Source organism: Micromonospora sp. NPDC051227, assembly GCF_044455385.1.
GTDB lineage: Bacteria > Actinomycetota > Actinomycetes > Mycobacteriales > Micromonosporaceae > Micromonospora.
In genome coordinates this window covers 17498-35043 of sequence record NZ_JBITET010000009.1, presented here as the reverse complement: position 1 = coordinate 35043, position 17546 = coordinate 17498, and the positions used below count along the sequence as shown (strand labels likewise).

12 protein-coding genes are annotated in these 17546 nt (G+C 71.5%); 4 read left to right on the top strand and 8 right to left on the bottom strand.

All coding sequences use genetic code 11. The annotated features are described in order from the left end of the window. Window positions 1–2: 2 nt before the first annotated feature. Genes ACIA47_RS21705 through ACIA47_RS21690 form a run of 4 tightly spaced genes read left to right on the top strand, consistent with a single transcriptional unit; the run spans window position 3 to window position 7609 of the window. Entirely contained in the window at window positions 3–1940 is a 1938-nt protein-coding gene (locus tag ACIA47_RS21705) for a PIG-L family deacetylase (RefSeq protein ID WP_396710191.1), read from the top strand. Continuing rightward, window positions 1937–3586 carry a stealth family protein gene (locus tag ACIA47_RS21700; RefSeq protein ID WP_203126213.1) on the top strand — a complete coding sequence of 550 codons (1650 nt, stop codon included), beginning with the start codon at window positions 1937–1939 and terminating at the stop codon, window positions 3584–3586. The genes ACIA47_RS21705 and ACIA47_RS21700 overlap by 4 nt, the downstream gene beginning before the upstream one ends. Continuing rightward, window positions 3583–5826 (top strand): glycosyltransferase family 4 protein, encoded by a 2244-nt coding sequence (locus ACIA47_RS21695; RefSeq protein WP_396710188.1) that lies wholly within the window; start codon window positions 3583–3585, stop codon window positions 5824–5826. Before ACIA47_RS21700 ends, ACIA47_RS21695 begins: the two co-directional genes overlap by 4 nt. Window positions 5827–5848: 22 nt before the next feature. Further along, a complete protein-coding gene (locus ACIA47_RS21690; RefSeq protein ID WP_396710186.1) occupies window positions 5849–7609 on the top strand; it encodes a stealth family protein in 1761 nt (586 codons plus the stop codon). 78 nt (window positions 7610–7687) lie between these two features. On the opposite strand, the gene ACIA47_RS21685 is transcribed toward ACIA47_RS21690, so the two are convergent. The 8 genes from ACIA47_RS21685 to ACIA47_RS21650 form a co-directional block, all read right to left on the bottom strand. Then, on the bottom strand, window positions 7688–8335 hold the full coding sequence (locus ACIA47_RS21685; protein ID WP_112584978.1) for a hypothetical protein: 648 nt from the start codon (window positions 8333–8335) through the stop codon (window positions 7688–7690). A 203-nt stretch (window positions 8336–8538) separates the two neighbouring features. Beyond that, complete coding sequence (locus ACIA47_RS21680) at window positions 8539–9321, bottom strand: anti-sigma factor family protein (RefSeq protein WP_396710184.1); 783 nt, start codon at window positions 9319–9321, stop codon at window positions 8539–8541. Continuing rightward, a complete protein-coding gene (locus ACIA47_RS21675; RefSeq protein WP_091400696.1) occupies window positions 9318–10010 on the bottom strand; it encodes a sigma-70 family RNA polymerase sigma factor in 693 nt (230 codons plus the stop codon). Before ACIA47_RS21675 ends, ACIA47_RS21680 begins: the two co-directional genes overlap by 4 nt. Window positions 10011–10136: 126 nt before the next feature. After that, entirely contained in the window at window positions 10137–10994 is an 858-nt protein-coding gene (locus ACIA47_RS21670) for a spermidine synthase (protein ID WP_396710182.1), read from the bottom strand. Window positions 10995–11012: 18 nt separating this feature from the next. Beyond that, complete coding sequence (locus ACIA47_RS21665) at window positions 11013–11972, bottom strand: hypothetical protein (protein ID WP_112584984.1); 960 nt, start codon at window positions 11970–11972, stop codon at window positions 11013–11015. A 55-nt stretch (window positions 11973–12027) separates the two neighbouring features. Then, window positions 12028–14502 (bottom strand): AAA family ATPase, encoded by a 2475-nt coding sequence (locus ACIA47_RS21660; RefSeq protein ID WP_396710179.1) that lies wholly within the window; start codon window positions 14500–14502, stop codon window positions 12028–12030. Next, window positions 14502–15650 (bottom strand): exonuclease SbcCD subunit D, encoded by a 1149-nt coding sequence (locus tag ACIA47_RS21655; RefSeq protein ID WP_396710177.1) that lies wholly within the window; start codon window positions 15648–15650, stop codon window positions 14502–14504. Before ACIA47_RS21655 ends, ACIA47_RS21660 begins: the two co-directional genes overlap by 1 nt. An 18-nt stretch (window positions 15651–15668) precedes the next feature. Beyond that, entirely contained in the window at window positions 15669–17420 is a 1752-nt protein-coding gene (locus ACIA47_RS21650; RefSeq protein ID WP_091400701.1) for an ATP-binding protein, read from the bottom strand. Between the last annotated feature and the right edge of the window lie 126 nt (window positions 17421–17546).

The following is a 17546-nucleotide window of genomic DNA, read 5'->3' as shown; positions in this document are numbered from 1 at the left end:
TCATGGCCCACCAGGACGACGATCTCTACTTCCTGAACCCGCTGCTCGCCAGCCAGCTGCGACACAGTGCCACACACCTGACAGTCTGCCTCACCTCTGGTGAGGCGGATGGACGTAACGCCCCCGGTGGGTCGGCGGCACACGCCGCGCTGCCCGTGGACTTCGAGGGCTTCGCCGCCGCGCGGTTCAACGGGCTCCGCTCGGCGTACGGGGAGATGGTTCTCGGTGATCGGGACGCCAAGTGGCACCGCGCGACGATCACCCTGGGCTCGACGGCCGAGGCGGACCTTTCGACGCTGGTCGACGCGCCGTGGATCCGGTTGGTGTCGCTGAACCTCTGGTGTGCGCCGCCCCCCGGCTCGCCGGTCGGAGCTGGGTCGCTGCCGCAGTTGTGGACCGGCGAAGCGACTGTCACGCCCACCATGGTCCCGCTGGGTTCGCCGGTCTCCGGAACCTTCGCCTACTCTCGGGAGAACCTGATCGAGGCGCTGCTGCATCTGCTGCGCGACGCCGAGCCGACGCTGTTGTGGACGATGGACCCGGATCCCGATCGTCAACTGCACGACAAGGCGAACCCACAGCACGCCGACACCGGTAATTACTCCGACCACCTCTCCCACACCATCACCGGGCTGTTCGCACACGAGGCGGCCCAACGATGGTTCGCTGAGGGCGGTGGCAGCGCCACGATCGTCGAGGCGTTCCGCGGCTACTACGTCCGACGGTGGCCGTCCAACCTCAGCCCTGAGGCGCGGGCACTCAAGCAGCGATACAAGGACACCTACGGGTGGGCCGACGGTCGCCCCGCCGACGGACCCGTCGGCCACGGTGACCGCAAGGTCGGCGGCGATGCGATCGGCACCGGGAACGCCTCCGGAACCACGTTGCGCTATCCCGGCTCGCGGCACTGGGCGGTACCGGGCCCGAACGGTGAGTTGTCGGCCTTCGCCGTGCGGGGCGGCCAGGTGGTTCACTGGCAGCAGGCCGGCTCGGGCGCGTTCACCCCGAGCCGGGTGGTTCCCGGCAGCGGGCTCCTGCCGTACGTCGCCGCGTTGGCTACCCCGAGCGGCGGCTGGCGGCTCTTCGCGGTGCGGCAAGGACTCACGGCAGAGCCCGATCGGCACGTCCGCGACATCTGGACAACCGTACTGCCCGCCGCCGGCGACGCCAGCGTTCGCTGGGAGTCGCTCGGCAACCCCGCCGGGCGAAAGGCCCCGTCGGATCGACGGAACATCGGCATGCCGCACGCTGTCTCCCTGTCTGACGGGGGTGTCCTGTTGCTGGCCCGGAACGCCGGCAAGGGACTGAGCGCCCGGCTGTACGACGGGACGTCCTGGACGCAGTGGCAGGACCTCGGTGGCCGGGACATCCAGGACGGCCTGGCCGCTGTGACGTTGAACGACCACCACGTGGAGGTGCTGGCCGCCGGGCGCACTGGAATCGGACGTTGGCTGGTCTCCGTGCCGGAACTCAGAGCCGAGTACGCCCGGCTGGAGACGGAGGCGCCGGCAGGCCCGCCTGCCGTGACGCGGCTGCCCGACGGCGAGCGACTACTTCTGTTCCGGCGACGGGACTCGGCGTCCGTGCTGTCGTACCGCACGCGCGGCGGCGGCCGGGAATGGGACCTGTCGACGGCCGCTGACCTCGGTGGTCACGGCGGTCCCGGCCCGCTGACCGCTCGGTTCGTGTCCGAAGCGGGCGCGGTCCTGCTGGCGGTCCGAGACGACGCGTCCGGCTCCAGCGTCGCGTGGCTGGACCCGACCGGGTCGACGCCCTGCCGCTGGCTCCGCGAGTCGACGCCGATTGCTGGTGGCCACTCGGTGCAGGTCGACGCGTCCGGCTGCGCCGTCCTCCTGGCCGTGTCGACAGCCGGCGGGCTCCTCGCCTCGCGACCGGACCAATTCGGATCGTCCTTGAACCCGATGAAGGAAGTGCCGTGAACAACACGCCGGTGGTACCGCAGCGCGCGGGCGCGCCATCCCGGGCTGCCGACGCGGCCAGGTCCGCGCCGGTGGGGAGCGCCGGGCCAGACCTCCCCGCGCTTCGCGAGGTCCTGGTCGACGGTGGACGCCGTACCGCGCACGTGCACGCCGACCTGACTCCGATCCTGGGGCGTCGGCTGAACGTCGACGCGGTGAGCGGCGCGCTGGACGAGCACGGGGTGGACTACTTCCTTGTCCGAGGCATGGACGATCGGACGCCGGTGATCGGCGTCAGTGAGGTTGATCGGCTTGCCGCGTTGAGCGCCCTGGAGAAGCTGGGCGGGGTCGAGACCTGCTACGTGAGCCAGGTTCTGCCCCGACCGCCGATCGTCGGCGGCCTCACGGACGCGTCGGAGGCGCCGGCCTGGACCGAGCTGTACGCCGCTCAGGCGATCAAGCTGACCTGGTTCCGCGCCGACCCGACCCTCAAGCTGATCCTGGGCCCGGCGTACGGCTGCGAGATCGAGTTCTGGAAACCCGACCGGGCCGCCGGCCTGCTCCGTTCGCCCCGTCCCAACCGCATGATGCGGGCGGTGGCACTGGAGGGCACGCCGGTGCAGGTGGACGAGCATCGGCTGACCCGCCTCGCCTCTCCGGCGAAATGGCACCCGCCCCGGCGTAGCCGCGCGGAGTTCGACCGCGTGCTCCCGGACGACATCGACTTTCCCATCGACGTGGTCTATACCTGGGTGGACGGCGCGGACCCCCAGTGGCAGCAACGTCGTGCGGGCGTCCGTGGTGAGTCGCTGCACGCCGAGGCGGCGAGTGAGTCGCGGTACATCAACCGCGACGAGTTGAAGTTCTCGTTGCGATCGCTACACCTGAACGCCCCGTGGGTCCGCAACATCTACATCGTGACCGACCACCAGCGTCCGGCCTGGCTGGACCTCAGCGCCGGCAACATCTTCCTTGTCAACCACGACGAGATCTTCGCGGCCCCGGACGCCCTGCCGACCTTCAACTCGTGCGCCATCGAGAGTCAGCTGCACCGCATCGATGGGCTCGCCGAGCATTTTCTGTACCTCAACGACGACATGTTCTTCGGTCGCCCCCTGGCACCGCAGACGTTCTTCCTGGCCAACGGCAACACCAAGTTCTTCCTTTCGCAGAACCGGATCCCGCTCGGCGAGAAGACCGAGCTGGACAGCCCGGTGGACGCAATGATCAAGAACAATCGGGCCCTGATCGAGAAGCGGTTCGGCCGTACCCTCACCCAGGGCTCCCAGCATGTGCCCTATCCGTTGCGGCGCAGCATCCTCGCGGAGATCGAGCGGGAGTTTCCGGTCGAGCATGAGGCCACCATGCGCAGTCGGTTCCGCAGTGCCAACGACCTGACCATCACGTACTCGCTGCACCACTACTACGCGTTCCTGACCGGCCGCGCGCTGCCCGGGCGCGTCAACTACGGCTACGTCCAACTCGCGGTACCCGACCTCGAAGCGCGGCTGCGGCGAGCGGAGGCACGGCGGGACTGGGACACCTTCTGCATCAACGACGCCTACTCGACGTTCGCCCAACTGCAACACCAGATGACCATCCTCGAGCCGTTCATGGAGGCGTACTTCCCGGTCCCCAGCCCCTACGAACTGAGGATCTCCGGGTGAAGTTCGCCTTCCTGATCCACAACATGTACGGCGTTGGTGGCACCAATCGGGCCGTGCTGAACCTGGCCACCGCCCTGGTCGGCCGGGGGCACGGCGTGGAGATCGTCTCTGTCTTCCGCCGCACCGACGAGCCGATGTTCACCATCGACGACCGGATCGCGCTCGTCCCGCTCCTCGACACCCGACCTGGGCGTCCTGACCGGGCCGATCCCCGGCTCCGGGAGCCGTCTCTGCTGGTGCCGAAGAGCGAGGAGTTCCACACCCAGTACAGCCGGTTGACCGACGAACGGATGATCGACTACCTGCGCTCGACCGGGGCCGACGTGATCGTGGGTACCCGGCCAGGCATCAACATGGTGGTGGCACGGCACGGCCCCGACCACGCGGTCCGCGTGGCGCAGGAGCACATGACGCAGGATCTGATCGACGACGTGCTGAAGGAGGAGATCCGGCTCTCGTACGACCGGATCGACCTGGCCTTCACGGTGACCGAGGCCGACGCCGCCGCGTTCCGATCGGGCAATCCGGTGCCACACACCCGCGTCGTGGCACTGCCGAACAGTGTTCCCCAGCCCACCGTGCCGCTGGCCGACGGGACCAACCGGATCGTGGTCAGTGCGGGGCGGCTCGACCCGATCAAGCGCTACGACCGGCTCATCGCCGCCTTCGCGCGGGCATCCGGCGATCATCCGGGCTGGAAGCTGCGGATCTACGGAGATGGCCCAGAACGCCCCGCGCTGGTCGCACAGATCCGCGAGTTGGGGATGTCCGACCAGGTCCAACTGATGGGCCGGCGAGAGGACATGTCCACGGAGTGGGTCAAGGGCTCGATCGCGGCGGTCTCCTCGGAGCGAGAATCGTTCGGCATGACCATCGTGGAGGCGATGCGGCTCGGCCTGCCGGTCGTCAGCACCGACTGCCCGGTCGGACCCCGCGAGATCATCCAGCACGGGGTCGATGGTCTGCTGGTCCCGATGGGCGACATCGACGCGTACGCCTCGGCGTTGCGGACGCTGATGCACGACGACGATCTCCGGGCCGGCCTGGCCCGGCAGGCGTTGGCGAACGCGGCGCGGTTCGACCCGGATACGCTCGCCGACTCCTTCGCCCGACAGTGTGACGCCGTGCTGGTCGAGCGAGGCCCGGCGCTCGGGCGGCCCTCTCGGGCCGCCCGGTCGGGCAAGGGGCCGCGCACCGGTCGTTCGGTGCTGGCTCGTAGCGGTGAACTGGTTCGGGAACCCGATCTGGTCCGGCTGTTGGGCGATCCGGTCCTTCGCGGGATCGCGGGCAGTGACCTGGCCCGCCGGGCGAGCCTGGGCGCACTGGTGCGCCTCTCCCGCATTCGGCAGGCCCGCGCCACTTCCGCCCGATTGCAGAAGGCGATCCGGCGGCGGGCCGCCGCACCAGCCGCCGGGCCGACAGCGGACTGTCAGGTGCTGCCGGACCACGGCCTCAGTCTGAGTATCGATGCACCGGACCTCGCTGCGGGCGCGCACCTGTTGCTGCGCGATCGGGACAACGGGCACAAGGTGCGGGTGCCACTGGAACCGCAGGACGACGGGGTGCGCCAGGTGGCGGTGCTGCCCGCCGACGCGTTGCCGGAGGGCCGCTGGAACGCGTACCTCCAGCCGCTGACGGGGGCGCGCCTCCGACTGTGTCCGGCCCGGATCGACACGCGGGTACTCGCCGGCGGTCACCGACCGGCGGATGAGCCGGCCGGTGGGTACGTGGTCCGTTCGCACCTGCCGTACCGCACGGCGGACGGCTTTCTGGCGGTGCGGAGCTGGGTCCGGGCAGAGCACGCCGAGGTGCGGCGGATCGCACTCAGCGGTGAGCGGGTGTCGATTGAGGCTGTCTGGTGCGGATCCGGCATTCCCGAGCAGGCCGTGCTCCACCGACGGGGTCACCACGAGTGCGCGGTGTCCGTGCCGGTGGTACGGACCGGCAGCGGTCACCTGCGTATCGACGTGGCTGTAGACGAGCTGGCCGCACATCGACTGGGCCGATACGAGGACTGGGATCTGTGGCTGCGGCAGGTCGGCACGGACCGTGAGGTCCGGTTGGGTCTGCTCGTCGACGACATCGTCGACAAGAAACTCGTCTACAACTACCCGGAGATCTACCTGGTGGACGATCCGGGGCTGGATCTCGTGGAGGAGGACCCGGCACCACTGCTGCGAGTCCGCCCGTACTACACCCGCGACAGCGAACTGTCGATCGTCGTCGTCGATCGCCCATGAACACGGACACAAGGAGAAACCGGTGACCGAGTTGAAGCCCACGCCGGGGGAGCCAGCCCGGGCGCTGGCCGAACCCACCGGGTTCGTGGAGGTGTACCGCCGGGTGCTCAGCCCGCAGACCCGGCGTGCCATCGCGACGAAGGTGAGCCCCCGGGCCCGACACCAGCTGAAGCAGTGGGTCGCCCGGGCCGCCCGCGACGGTCACCTCTCCGAGCGCCGGGGCGAGCGGCTGGCCCGCCGCCAGCCGGAGTTGCTGGCCGGCGCGGACCGGGTGGTCGTCACCGCCGACCGGGGACCCCGGGTGGCCCGGATCGGGGCGACAGTCACCCCGCTGACGGCGCGGCTGGACAACCTCACCACTGTGACGGCGGCGCTCGACGAGGCCGGCGTACCCCACTTCCGGGTACGCGGTGAAACCCACCGCTCGTCGGTGGTCGCCGTCGACGCCGAGCACCGCGCGCGGGCGTACGCCGCACTCGCCGCCGCCTGCGGTCGGGTCCCCGGTTACGTCTGCCTGCCGGACGCCACCGGGCAGCCGGCCGCCGGCTTCGAACCGAAGACCTGGGACCGGCTGGCCGACGCCCCGGTGGTGCGGCTGACCTGGTACTGGACCGACCCCCAGCGGCGGCTGGTGCTGGGGCAGGCGTACGGGTGCGACGTCGAGTTCTGGACCCGGGACGGTGACACACTCGTCGCGCCGCGACCCAACGCTGTCGCCGAACAGGTGGCGGTGGCGGCGCCGCTGGTCCTCGTACCGGAGTCGCGGTTCACCGGCCTGGCGCCCGCCGCCGCGCCCGCGACCGCCTGGACCCGTCCGGAGTTCGCCGCACCGCGCCCCGACGATGTGCCGTTCCCAGTCGACGTGGTCTACACCTGGGTCGACGGCGCCGACCCGACCTGGCTACGCCGACGGGCAGAGGTGGCCGGGGTGCCGTACCACGCGGAGGCGGCGAGCGCGGCCCGCTTCCTCAGCCGCGACGAGCTGCGCTACTCGCTCCGGTCGCTGCACATGTTCGCGCCCTGGGTGCGCCATGTCTACCTGGTGACCGACGACCAGGTGCCGACCTGGCTGGACCCGTCCGCCACCGGGCTGCGGGTGGTCAGCCATCGGGAGATCTTCACCGACCCGACGGTGCTGCCGACGTACAACTCGCACGCCATCGAGAGTCAGCTGCACCACATCGACGGGCTCTCCGAGCACTTCCTGTACTTCAACGACGACGTCTTCCTCGGCACCGAGGTGCTGCCCCAGGACTTCTTCCTGGCCAACGGCATCTCCCGGTTCTTCCCCTCGCCGGCGTTGGTGCCGCCGGGCCCACCCGCCGCCGGGGACATCCCGTCGTCGGCGGCCGGGAAGAACAACCGGGCGTTGATCGCGGAGCGGTTCGGCACCGTGCTGACCCAGAAGATGAAGCACATGCCGCACGCGCTGCGGCGGAGCGTGCTCCAGGAGATCGAGCAGACGTTCCCGCAGCAGTACCGGCGGACCGCGGCGAGTCAGTTCCGCAGCATGGACGACCTGTCGGTCGCCTCGTCGCTGCATCACTACTACGCGTTCCACACCGGTCGCGCGGCACCGGGGAACCTGCGCTACACCATCGCCGAGCTGTCCCACCCGGACACACCCGCCCGGTTGGCGCACCTGCTCGCCCGTCGGGATCGGCAGGTGTTCTGTCTGAACGACGCGTTCTCCGTCGAGGAGGACCTCGACGCGCAGTTGGCGCTGCTCATCCCGTTCCTGGAAACGTACTTCCCGGTGCCGAGCCCGTGGGAACGGACCTGACCCACCCCGGACACGACGGTGGTCGGTCGCGCCCTCCCCGGCGACGACCGACCACCGTGCCCTCATCGGCGACCAGGCTCAGTACGAGTAGCCCGAGCCGCCGGCGTCGTTCGAGCCGCTGTCCGCCGGCGGTGCGACCGCCTTCGGCGTGCCCTTGGGCAGGCAGCTCAGGTTCTTCTTGCCGTCCGGCTGGACCACGAACCAGGTGCCACCGACAGCCTGGCCCTTCCACTGGCCGGGCTTCTTGTCACCGATGTAGCGGTAGACCGGCCAGCCGCCGACGGTGAGCTGACGGGTGCCGTCCTGCCGGGTCACGCTGCCGACCTTGTCGTCCGAGACGCCGGTGAGCTCCGGGTTGCCGTCGGTCAGTGCCGGGGGCCACACCTCGGCGCACTTGTCGACGCAGTTCGACGACGGCGGGTCGGCGGTGTCCTTGTCGAAGCGGTACAGGATCCAGCCGTCCTGGTCGGTGACCACCTTGCCCATCCGGGCGACACTCTTACCGACCAACTTGTCGGTCAGATCGACGTCCGCGGGCGGGGCGTCGGCGGCGGGCGCCTCCGGGGAGGCCGAGGCCTCAGGTTCAACCGTCGCGGTGGGCTCGGCCGCGGCGACGGCGACCGGCTCGGCCGCGCTCGAGTTCGCCCCGTCGTAACCCGCGGGAGCGCAGGCCGTTAGTGCGACCATCGCGCTCGCGACGATGACGGTCCGCTTCATCTGTGCCACGTGCCCTCCTCATTCTTGACAGTTCACCCATAGGTACGGCGGGCGGGCTGTCAAGGTTGAAGTAGTAACAGTGGTCAATTTCACGTAAACCGATTGAACCGTTTCCGGCCGCCATGCGTACGCCCCCGCGAGGGCCCCTTCGCGCAACAACAGATCGGCGCCGGTCATTGTGACAATGACCGGCGCCGATGCGGTAACCGCGCTTACATGGGTACGGTGACCAGCGGACTCGCTACGCCGTTGGCATCCACCGACTGCACCTGGAGCTGCTTGATGTCCTTCGGCAGAGCCGACGTCGAGGCGCTCAGTTCGAGACCCTGCGGTCGGGTGTTGGTGCCATAACCGCCATCCGGCACCGACCAGGTCGAGATGACCTCGGTGGTGGCGTTCTTGCGTACCACCACCAGTCGGCAGATGCGTGGGCCGGGCAGCTTCCGCAGGCTGAAATTGATCCGGGTGCCGTAGTCCTTCGTCACCAGGAACATGGTGGTCTGCACACCGGTGGTCGGGTCGGTCGCCTCGACCTGGTCACCCTCCACCTCGGTGCCGCCCACACCCGGGCCGCTCGGCGCGGCCGTCGGCCCGCTGGTCGGCGGGTCGTTGGGTGCGCTCGGCGTCGACTCGGCGAGCACCCCCGGCGGTTGCTCGTTGCCGGTCACGCTGACGAAGCCGTACCCGGTCAGACCGCCGAAGACCACCACCGCGGCGGCCGTCGCGAGCATGTGGCGAAACCGGGTACGCCGCCGGTCGGCCCGGACCGCGCCGAGCGTCCGGTCCAGCAGGGCCGGGTCGGTCGCCGTCTGCTCCAGCGCCATCATCGTCTCGCCGTCGATGTCGGAGAGCAGCCCGACGACCGGCACCATCGTCTCCAACTCGGCCGCGCACGCCCAGCAGGTGGCGAGATGCTCCTCGAACCGCTCAGTGTCCTGCTCGTCGAGCACACCGAGCGCGTACGCCGCGACGTCCATGTGGTCCGGCCGGCTCATTCTGTCACCCCCCGCTCCTGCAGAGCCGTGCGCAGCGCGCGCAGCGCGTAGTAGACCCTCGACTTGGCGGTGCCGAGCGGCAGGCCCAACTCCTCGGCGGCCTCCGGCACCGTCCGCCCCCGGAAGTACGTCGAGATCAGGATCTCCCGGTGCGACTGACTGAGCGTACGCAGCGCGTCCGCCACCGTCATGGTGCGCAGCACCCGGTCGGTGCTGTCCGCCTCGGCGAACGCGGTGAGGTCCCGGTCGTACGTCTCCGGCGGCCGGGCCTCCTGGCTGCGGTGCTCGTCGATGGCGATGCGGCGGGCCACCGTGACCAACCACGGCCGCAGCGAACCCTGCCCCTGGGTGCCCAGGCGGTGCGCGTTGCGCCAGGCCCGCAGCAGCGTCTCCTGGACGATGTCCTCCGCGCGCTGCCGGTCCCCCCCGGTGAGACGCATGACGAACATCAGCAACGGGCCGGCGTGCTCGGCATAGAGCTGACGGATCAACTGGTCGGAGTGGCTGGCCTCGGTCGTCGTCGCCTGATGGCGCCCGGGCGCCGGTCGCGGCGTCACCGGACCATTCTGGCGAGGCGTCGCCCGCGCGTCGACCCCCCGGGCAGACGAGGTTGACCGTGACGAGGGTCGCGCCGACAACCAGTCAGCGCGTACCGCGTCGCCATGCCAACCGGCCGCCACCGCGTGCATGCAGACCTCCGGGATGTTCCGTGACCAACACCGGCCCACGAGGTGGGCCGCCCGGTGGTACGCAGCGCCGGCCCCAGCGGATCAACAAACGACGGAAAAACTTCCCCGCCGCCGTCGAACGGACGGTCAGCGGCGTACCGAGAACAGCCCCGGCGGTGGCGGATCGGAGCCGGTGGCGTCGGCGTCCCGTACCACCTGCGCGCCACCGACGAAGCGGTCCAGCTCGTCGCCGGCCACCACCCGGCCGGGAAACCAGTCGCCGGCAGCGCGTCTGGTCAGCTCCGGCACCGGCGGTGTGGACCGCCCGGCGACCAGCACCAGATTCCCGTACCGGCGCCCACGCAGCACCGCCGCGTCCCCGATCAGGCAGGCCTGCGGCAGCACCGATCGGACCGTGGCGACCTGCCCACGGGCGTGCCGCAGCGGCGGGCCGTCGGCGAGGTTCGCCAGGTACCAACCGGCGGGGCGGAGCACCCGGGCCACCTCGGCCGTGTACTCCACGGACGTGAGGTGGGCCGGCGTACGCGCACCGGCGAACACGTCGGCGACCACCACGTCGTAGCTGGCCTCCCGAGTGGACGTCAGCACCGCCCGGGCGTCCTCCACCCGGACCCGCAACCGGGCGTCGGACGGCCACGGCAACGCCCGACGGACCAGCTCCACCAGCGCGCCGTCCACCTCGGACACCCGCTGGGCCGACCCGGGTCGGGTGGCGGAGACGTACCGGGGCAGGGTCAGCGCGCCGCCACCCAGGTGCAGCACCCGCAGCGGCTCACCGGCCGGTGCGATCAGATCCAAGGCGGCGGCCAACCGCCGCACGTACTCGAACTCGAGGTGGGTGGGGTCGGTCAGGTCGACGTGCGACTGCGGCGCGCCGTCCAGCAGCAGCGTCCACGAGCCGGCCCGGTCCGGAGCCGGGACGAGCTCCGCCAGCCCGGTGTCCACCTGCTCGACCACCCGGTCACCCGCCCGTTTACGCCCCACCGGAATTGGTATCCGCGCTCATCGGGCGGCGCGGGCCGCGGCGGTCAGCGCGCGGTGCAGCAGCCGGGAATCGCCGAGCAGGGCCCGCAGTCGGCGCTCCAGGCCGGCGATCGGGATCAGGTTCTGCGGGGCCCGAGGATCCTTGTACGGGGTGGAAGCGAAGCGTGGCAGGGTGACCAGCGACAGGTCGGCCAGCTCGATCGCCGCCTCGACGGGCAGATCGGCAGAGCACTCCACCCGAACGATGCCCGCCCACGGCGCGCCGATCGCCACCGGCAGCCGCAGATACCACGACCAACCACCCCAGGCGGTGCCGAGCCGGAACACCGGCGAGCGCTCACCCGAGGCCATACCCGTCACCACAGCGGTCAGCCGGGCATCAAGGTACTGACTGTGCTGCGTCTTGATGTAGCCCAGGGTGCGCGGCAACTGCCGACGACTGCGCAACGGGCCGTCCACCACCAACAGGTCACCGTCGACCCGGGCGGCGTCGGACACCGCCACCTCCAACGCGGTCAGCGGGCCCTGCACGGCGGCCGGCAACTTCGCCAGCTCGCCGGTGCCACCCACCCGGTGCACCGGGTAACGGATCGCGCCCGCCACCACATCCTGCGCCGACGGGCTCGCGGTGAACAGGCCCCGACCAACCCGGGTGCCCGCCAACTGCGCCGCACCCCGCCCCAGGTCACACCGGACCACCCCGGCCGCGTACGAGGCGGCCAACCCGGGGAACGACAGGCCGTCGGTCTCCGCCGTCCAGATGCTCGCGTCGATGCGGCGAACCCCGTCGACCAGCAACACCACGTCGGGCGCCCGCACCCCGGGGCGTACCCCGATCGCCCGCCAGTCCACGGCGGGCAACTCCACGTCCGCGTCGACCTGGGCGCTGCTCGGCGCGGCCGGCCCGGCGGCGGACGCCTCGAACGACGCCCCGTAAGCCGGATCCCACGAATCCACGAAGAACGCGGCGTCGCTCACCGAGCTGGCCCTTCGTTCGCGACTGCGGGGCTCCGCTGCGCTGCACTCCTCGCGCTCACCGGCCCGTCCGCTCCACGCGCGCGGACCGGGCATCCTTGCGCACCTCGAAGCGGACCGGGATCCGCTCGGCCAACGCCGGCACGTGGGTGACCACGCCGACCATCCGATCGCCTCGGGCCGCCAGGTTCTCCAAAGTCGCCGCCACCGTGTCCAGGGTGGCGGCGTCGAGCGTGCCGAAACCCTCGTCCAGGACTATCGACTCCAGGCTCGCCGCCGTGGTGGACATCCCGGCCAACTGCTCGGAGAGCGCCAACGCCAGCGCCAGCGACGCCTGGAACGTCTCACCCCCGGAGAGAGTGCGCACGCCGCGACGCAGCCCCGCGTCATGGTGGTCGACCACCACGAACTCGCCCTTGTCGTGCACCAGCTCGTACTGCCCGGAGGACAACTCCCGCAGGATCCCCGACGCGCCGTCGACCAGCAGGTCCAACGCCTCGGCCAGCAACCACCGCTCGAAGTTGTTGGCCCGCAGGTGCCCGGCGAGCGCGCGCGCCACCTGCGCCTCCCGCTCGTGCCCCGCCCGCTGCTCGCGCAACGTCCCGGCCTGCTCGCGACGCTCGTGCAGCCGCCGCCGGTCGGCGTCGGCCCGCTCCACAGCCACTGTCGCCGCGTGCACCGGGTCGTCCCCGACCGGCACGTCGGCGGCGGCGAAGATGCCCGCGATGGCCCGCTGCACCCCGTCGGCCACCGACTCGGCCTCCGCCACGGCGGCGGCCCGACCGGCCCGCTCGGCGCGGCGGCGGTCCGCCTCGGTGGTCGCCCACTCGGTCAGCGCCGCCCACGCGGCAGCCACGTCGTCCCGATCGGTCGCCGGTGGGCCGAACCGGGCCAACCCGTCACGGGCGGTGTCGAAGGCCCGCCACGCCGCCCGCAGCCGCTCCTCGGCGGCGTCCACCCCGGCTCGGGCCTGCCGAGCGGTCTCGCGGCCGGCCCGGACCGCGGTCGCCGCCTCCTCCAGCGCGCGGCGCAACCGGGCGTGCTCGGCCAACTCCCGGCGCAGCACGGCCGGCTCGGCCGCGCCGGAGAGCTGCCCGTCCAGCTCGGCCAGCCGGGCCTCCATCTGCTCCTGCCGGGCTCGCGCCTGCACCAGCCGCCGCTCCAGCTCCCGCGCCGCCGTGTCCCGCTCCTGCACTGTCGCCTGCGCGGCCTTGCTCGCGGCCCGCGCGGCCTTGCCCGCCGCCGTCGCTGCTGCCACCGCCGAATCGGCCGGCACCGCCGGCACCTCGGCCACCGGCTGCTCGCACACCGGGCACGCCGCACCGGTATGCAGATGCACCCGCAGGCTCACCGCCAGGTCGGTGGCCTTCGCCTCCTCATGCGCCCGGAATGCCGCCTCCAGCTCGGCGTCGGCCCGCTCGGCGACCACCCGTGCGGCGGCCAGCGCCGCCACCGCGGCGGCGTGCTCGTCATTCGCCGCGCGCACCGTCGCCCGGACCGTGTCGGCCTCGCCGGACAGCCGATCCCGATCGTCGTACGCCCGTAGTTGCAGTCGCAGCGCGCTCTCGTCACCGGCGGCGGTCAGCTCACCGCGCAGCTTGTCCTCCCGCTCCTCGGCCAGCGACACCGCTGTCGCCGCCGCCTCGGCGTCGGCCCGCGCCGCGGCGACCGCGCGAGCGACAGCGGTCACTCCGCCGGGCGCGCGCACCCCGGTCAGCACGGTCAGCTCGTCGTCCAGCGCGGTCAGCGCCGCCGCGGCCTCCCGTGCGGTGACCCGGGCCGCCGCCAGCTCCGGCACCGCCTCGGCCACCGCGGCCGCCAGCTCGGCCATCCGCTCCACCCGGGCCTCAGCCTCGGCCAACGCCTCGTCGTCCACGCCGGTCAACCCGGCGAGCACCTGGTCGACCGCCTCCAGCCGGGCCTCCGCCTGCGCGGCGCGCGCCGTCGCCTTCTTCTGCACGTCCTCGTAGACGCCGAGGCCGAGCAGGTTGACCAGGATCTGTTGCCGCGTCGCCGGCTTGGCGTGCAGGAAGTCGGCGAACTGCCCCTGTGGCAGCACCACACAGCTGGTGAACTGCTCGTACGGCAGCCCCACCGCCTCCAGCACCGCCTGTTCCATCTCGGCGGGGGTGCCGGCCACCACCTCGCCGAGGTCGTCCGGGCTCAACCCGGTGTCCAGTTTGGTCACGTCGAAGCCGGCCGGCATCAGCTGCAACCCGGCGTTCGCGGTCTTCACGTTGCCCCGGCCGTCCCGCCGCACCACCCGGGTCGCCACGTACCGGGCGCCGCCGGACTCGAAGACCAACCGCACCCGCGCCTCGGTCGCCGACGGCGCGAGCGCGTTCGCCAACCCTCGGGCGCCACCCCAGCGGGGCACCATGCCGTAGAGGGCGAAGCAGATCGCGTCCAGCACTGTCGACTTGCCCGAACCGGTCGGGCCGATCAGCGCGAAGAAGTCGGCGTCGGTGAAGTCGACTGTGGTCTCGTCCCGGAAGACCGTGAACCCGGCCATGTCCAACCGCATCGGACGCATCAGTGCTCGACCTCCTCGAAAAGCTCGTCGAAGAGCTCCCGGACACCCTCGTCGGCGTGGCCCCGGCTGTCCAGGTAGTCGGCGAACAACTCCCGGGGCGAACGCCCCGACCGCTGGGCGATGCGCGCGCCACTGCCCGGCGCGGCCAACAACTCCGGGTCGATCCGGATCTCCAGGGCCCGGGGGAGCAGCTCCTGGACCTCCTCGCGCAGGCCGGCGCGGGGTTGCTCCCGCACGTACACCCGCAGCCACGCGTCCGGTGCCTCGATCTCGGCGAGCTGGGCCAGGGTGCCCCGCACCGTGCGCAGCGCGCTCGCCGCCGTCACCGGCACCTCCCGCACCCGGGCGGCGGTGCTGGCCGTCACCTCGACCACCGTCACCGAGGGGATGTTCTCCTGCTCACCGAAGTCGACGGCGAGCGGACTGCCGCTGTACCGCACCGGGCAGGGGCCGGCGACCCGCTGCGCCCGGTGCAGGTGACCCAGCGCCACGTAGTGCGCGGTGGCCGGAAAGACGGTGGCCGGAACGGCGTAGCCCAACACGGTGTGCGCGTCGCGCTCGCCACCACCGGTGGCCGCGCCGGTCACCGTCAGATGCGCGGTTACCAGGTGCACCCGGTCCGGTTCGGTGAAACCCTCGGTCAGTCGCCCCAGCACCCGGCCCAGGTGGTCGGCGTACGTCTGGTTGGTCTCCGCGGCGGTCAGCTCGTACATCTCCAACGCGCGTACCGCGTACCGCTGGGACAGGAACGGCAACGCGGCCAGCCGCCACCGCTCGCCTCCGGCGGTGGTGCCGTCGATGACGTGCTCGTCCGGATTTTCCCGCACCCCGCCGCGCAGCGTGATGCCGGCGGCATCGGCCCACGGGCGCAGCGCGTCCAGCGCCGGGCCGTTGTCATGGTTGCCACCGATCGCCACCACGTCCGCGCCGGTCCGCCGCAGCGCCGTCAACGCCCTGGTGACCAGGCGGGTCGCCTCCGAGCTGGGCGCGGCGGTGTCGTAGAGGTCACCGGCGACGATCACCAGATCCGGCTGTTCGGAACGGGCAATCTCGATCACCCCGGCCAGCACGGCCTTGTGCTCGTCGGCCCGGGACTGCCCCTTGAGCACCTTTCCCACGTGCCAGTCGGAGGTGTGCAGGATCTTCATGGCTGTGCCGGCCCCCAGCTAGAACGGGATGTCGTCGTCGGTGCCGCCGCCGGAGCCCACCACGGCGAACGGGTCGGCGGACTGGGTGATCGAGCGCAGCGTCTCCGATGGCGCCCGGCCCGCCTCGGAGACCCGGGTGGCCCAGGCCGGGAAGGGGAACTCCAGGCAGAGCGGCACCGGGATGTCCGGCTGGTTGACGAACATGGTGCCCGGCTTGGCCAGCAACGCCCGCTGGCGCTGCGCGGGCGGCAGGAAGCCGTACTCCGGGCGGGACGCCTCGGCCGGGTCGAGCCGGCCGACCACCCGGATCGCCGAGTTGGTGACGATCCGCCGCTCCACCTCGCTCGCCGTCTGCTGCGCGCCGATCAGGATCACCCCGAGCGAACGGCCCCGCTCGGCGATGTCCAGCAGGACCTCCTTGATCGGCGAGGAGCCCTCCCGGGGGGCGTACTTGTTGAGCTCGTCGAGGACCACGAAGAGCAGCGGCTTGGCGGTGCCGGACTTCTCCTTGCGCTCGAACTCGCTCTTGAGCGTCACACCGACCACGAACCGCTGCGCGCGGTCCGGAAGGTTGTGCAGGTCGACCACCGTGACCTGGGCCGACTCGCTCGTGTTGATCGAGTGGGGGCGGCGGGTGGCGAGGTCGCCACGGATCAGCCGGGCCAGATCCTTCTTACTGCCGATCAACCGCCGGGCGAACGCGTTGACTGTGCCCAACCCCACCGCGCTGCCGGCCCAGTCGGAACGGGTCTCGTCGTCGTTGAGCTGATCGACGATGTGGTCGACCAGGTCGCCGTAGGAGCCGAGCCGGACCCCGTCGATGCTCACCCCGCCGTCGGCGGGCTGGGCGTAGCGGGCCAGGTGCGCGGCCACCGAGTGGACCACCATCGTGTACTGCTGGCGCTCGTCGTCGGCGTCGGCGAAGACGTACGGCAACAGGCGGTCGGTGCAGAACTCGCTCAGCGTCCAGTAGAACGAATCCACCCCGGTGAGCCGGCTGCTCACATCCGGCGTGCCGGCCGAGTCGCCGACCCGGGGTGGGGCGTACACCCGCACGTCGGGGAAGGCGCCGGCGCTCAACCCGAGCTTCGCGTACGCCGCGCGGGTGGGCTCGTCGAGGCGGGTGTTGGGGTGATCCAGGAAGAGCAGATCCTCACCCTTGACGTTGAAGATCAGCGCCTTGGCGTTGACCGCGTCGCCGCCCAGCACGCCGGAGCGGAACACCGAGTAGAGCAGGAAGGTGGCGAAGCTGGTCTTGGTGGCCACCCCGGAGATGCCGGAGATGGAGACGTGCGCGCCCCGACTGCCGTCGAGGAAGTCGGCGTTGAGGTAGACCGGGACCCCGTCCCGACCCATCCCCATCGGGATGCGCCGCTCCATCCGGTCGAAGTGCAGCGCGCGGGCCCGGGCGTCACCCTCGGCCCGGTGCACCACCGCGCCCGGGGTCGGCGGCACGTACAGCTCGGGATCGACCCGGGTGGTGGTGACCTCGGCCGCCTCCTGCACCTGCGCGGGCAGCGTGCCGTCGGCGATGGCGAACACGTCGGAGTCGAACTGGGCGCCCTCGTGCCGAGCGCGGACCTGGGTGACCACCCCGGCGATCGTCACCGGCTCCCGGTCCGGCAGCTCCCGACGCGTGACCACCACGTCGTCGAGCTGGAGGTAACTGCCGGGCGCCACGGCCGTCCAGAACTGCAACGGGGTGGCGTCGGCGGTGCCCAGCACCCGCCCGACCGCCTCGCCAGGGCTGTCGAGATCGGCGTCGGTCATCGGGCGACTCGGGTCGGTCGGGCATCACGGTCGGCGCACATGCAGTGCATCCTGCCCGAGGAGTACGACAGGTCGCCACGCGACGCGGCGGACGACACCATGCGCCGTCACACTCACCACGGTGGG

What these genes read in the sequence shown, in the direction of transcription:
- ACIA47_RS21705 (WP_396710191.1), top strand. Translation starts at nt 3, where the DNA reads ATGGCCCACCAGGACGACGATCTCTACTTCCTGAACCCGCTGCTCGCC.
- ACIA47_RS21680 (WP_396710184.1), bottom strand. Translation starts at nt 9,321, where the DNA reads ATGAGCCGGCCGGACCACATGGACGTCGCGGCGTACGCGCTCGGTGTG.
- ACIA47_RS21675 (WP_091400696.1), bottom strand. Translation starts at nt 10,010, where the DNA reads ATGCACGCGGTGGCGGCCGGTTGGCATGGCGACGCGGTACGCGCTGAC.
- ACIA47_RS21660 (WP_396710179.1), bottom strand. Translation starts at nt 14,502, where the DNA reads ATGCGTCCGATGCGGTTGGACATGGCCGGGTTCACGGTCTTCCGGGAC.
- ACIA47_RS21655 (WP_396710177.1), bottom strand. Translation starts at nt 15,650, where the DNA reads ATGAAGATCCTGCACACCTCCGACTGGCACGTGGGAAAGGTGCTCAAG.
- ACIA47_RS21650 (WP_091400701.1), bottom strand. Translation starts at nt 17,420, where the DNA reads ATGACCGACGCCGATCTCGACAGCCCTGGCGAGGCGGTCGGGCGGGTG.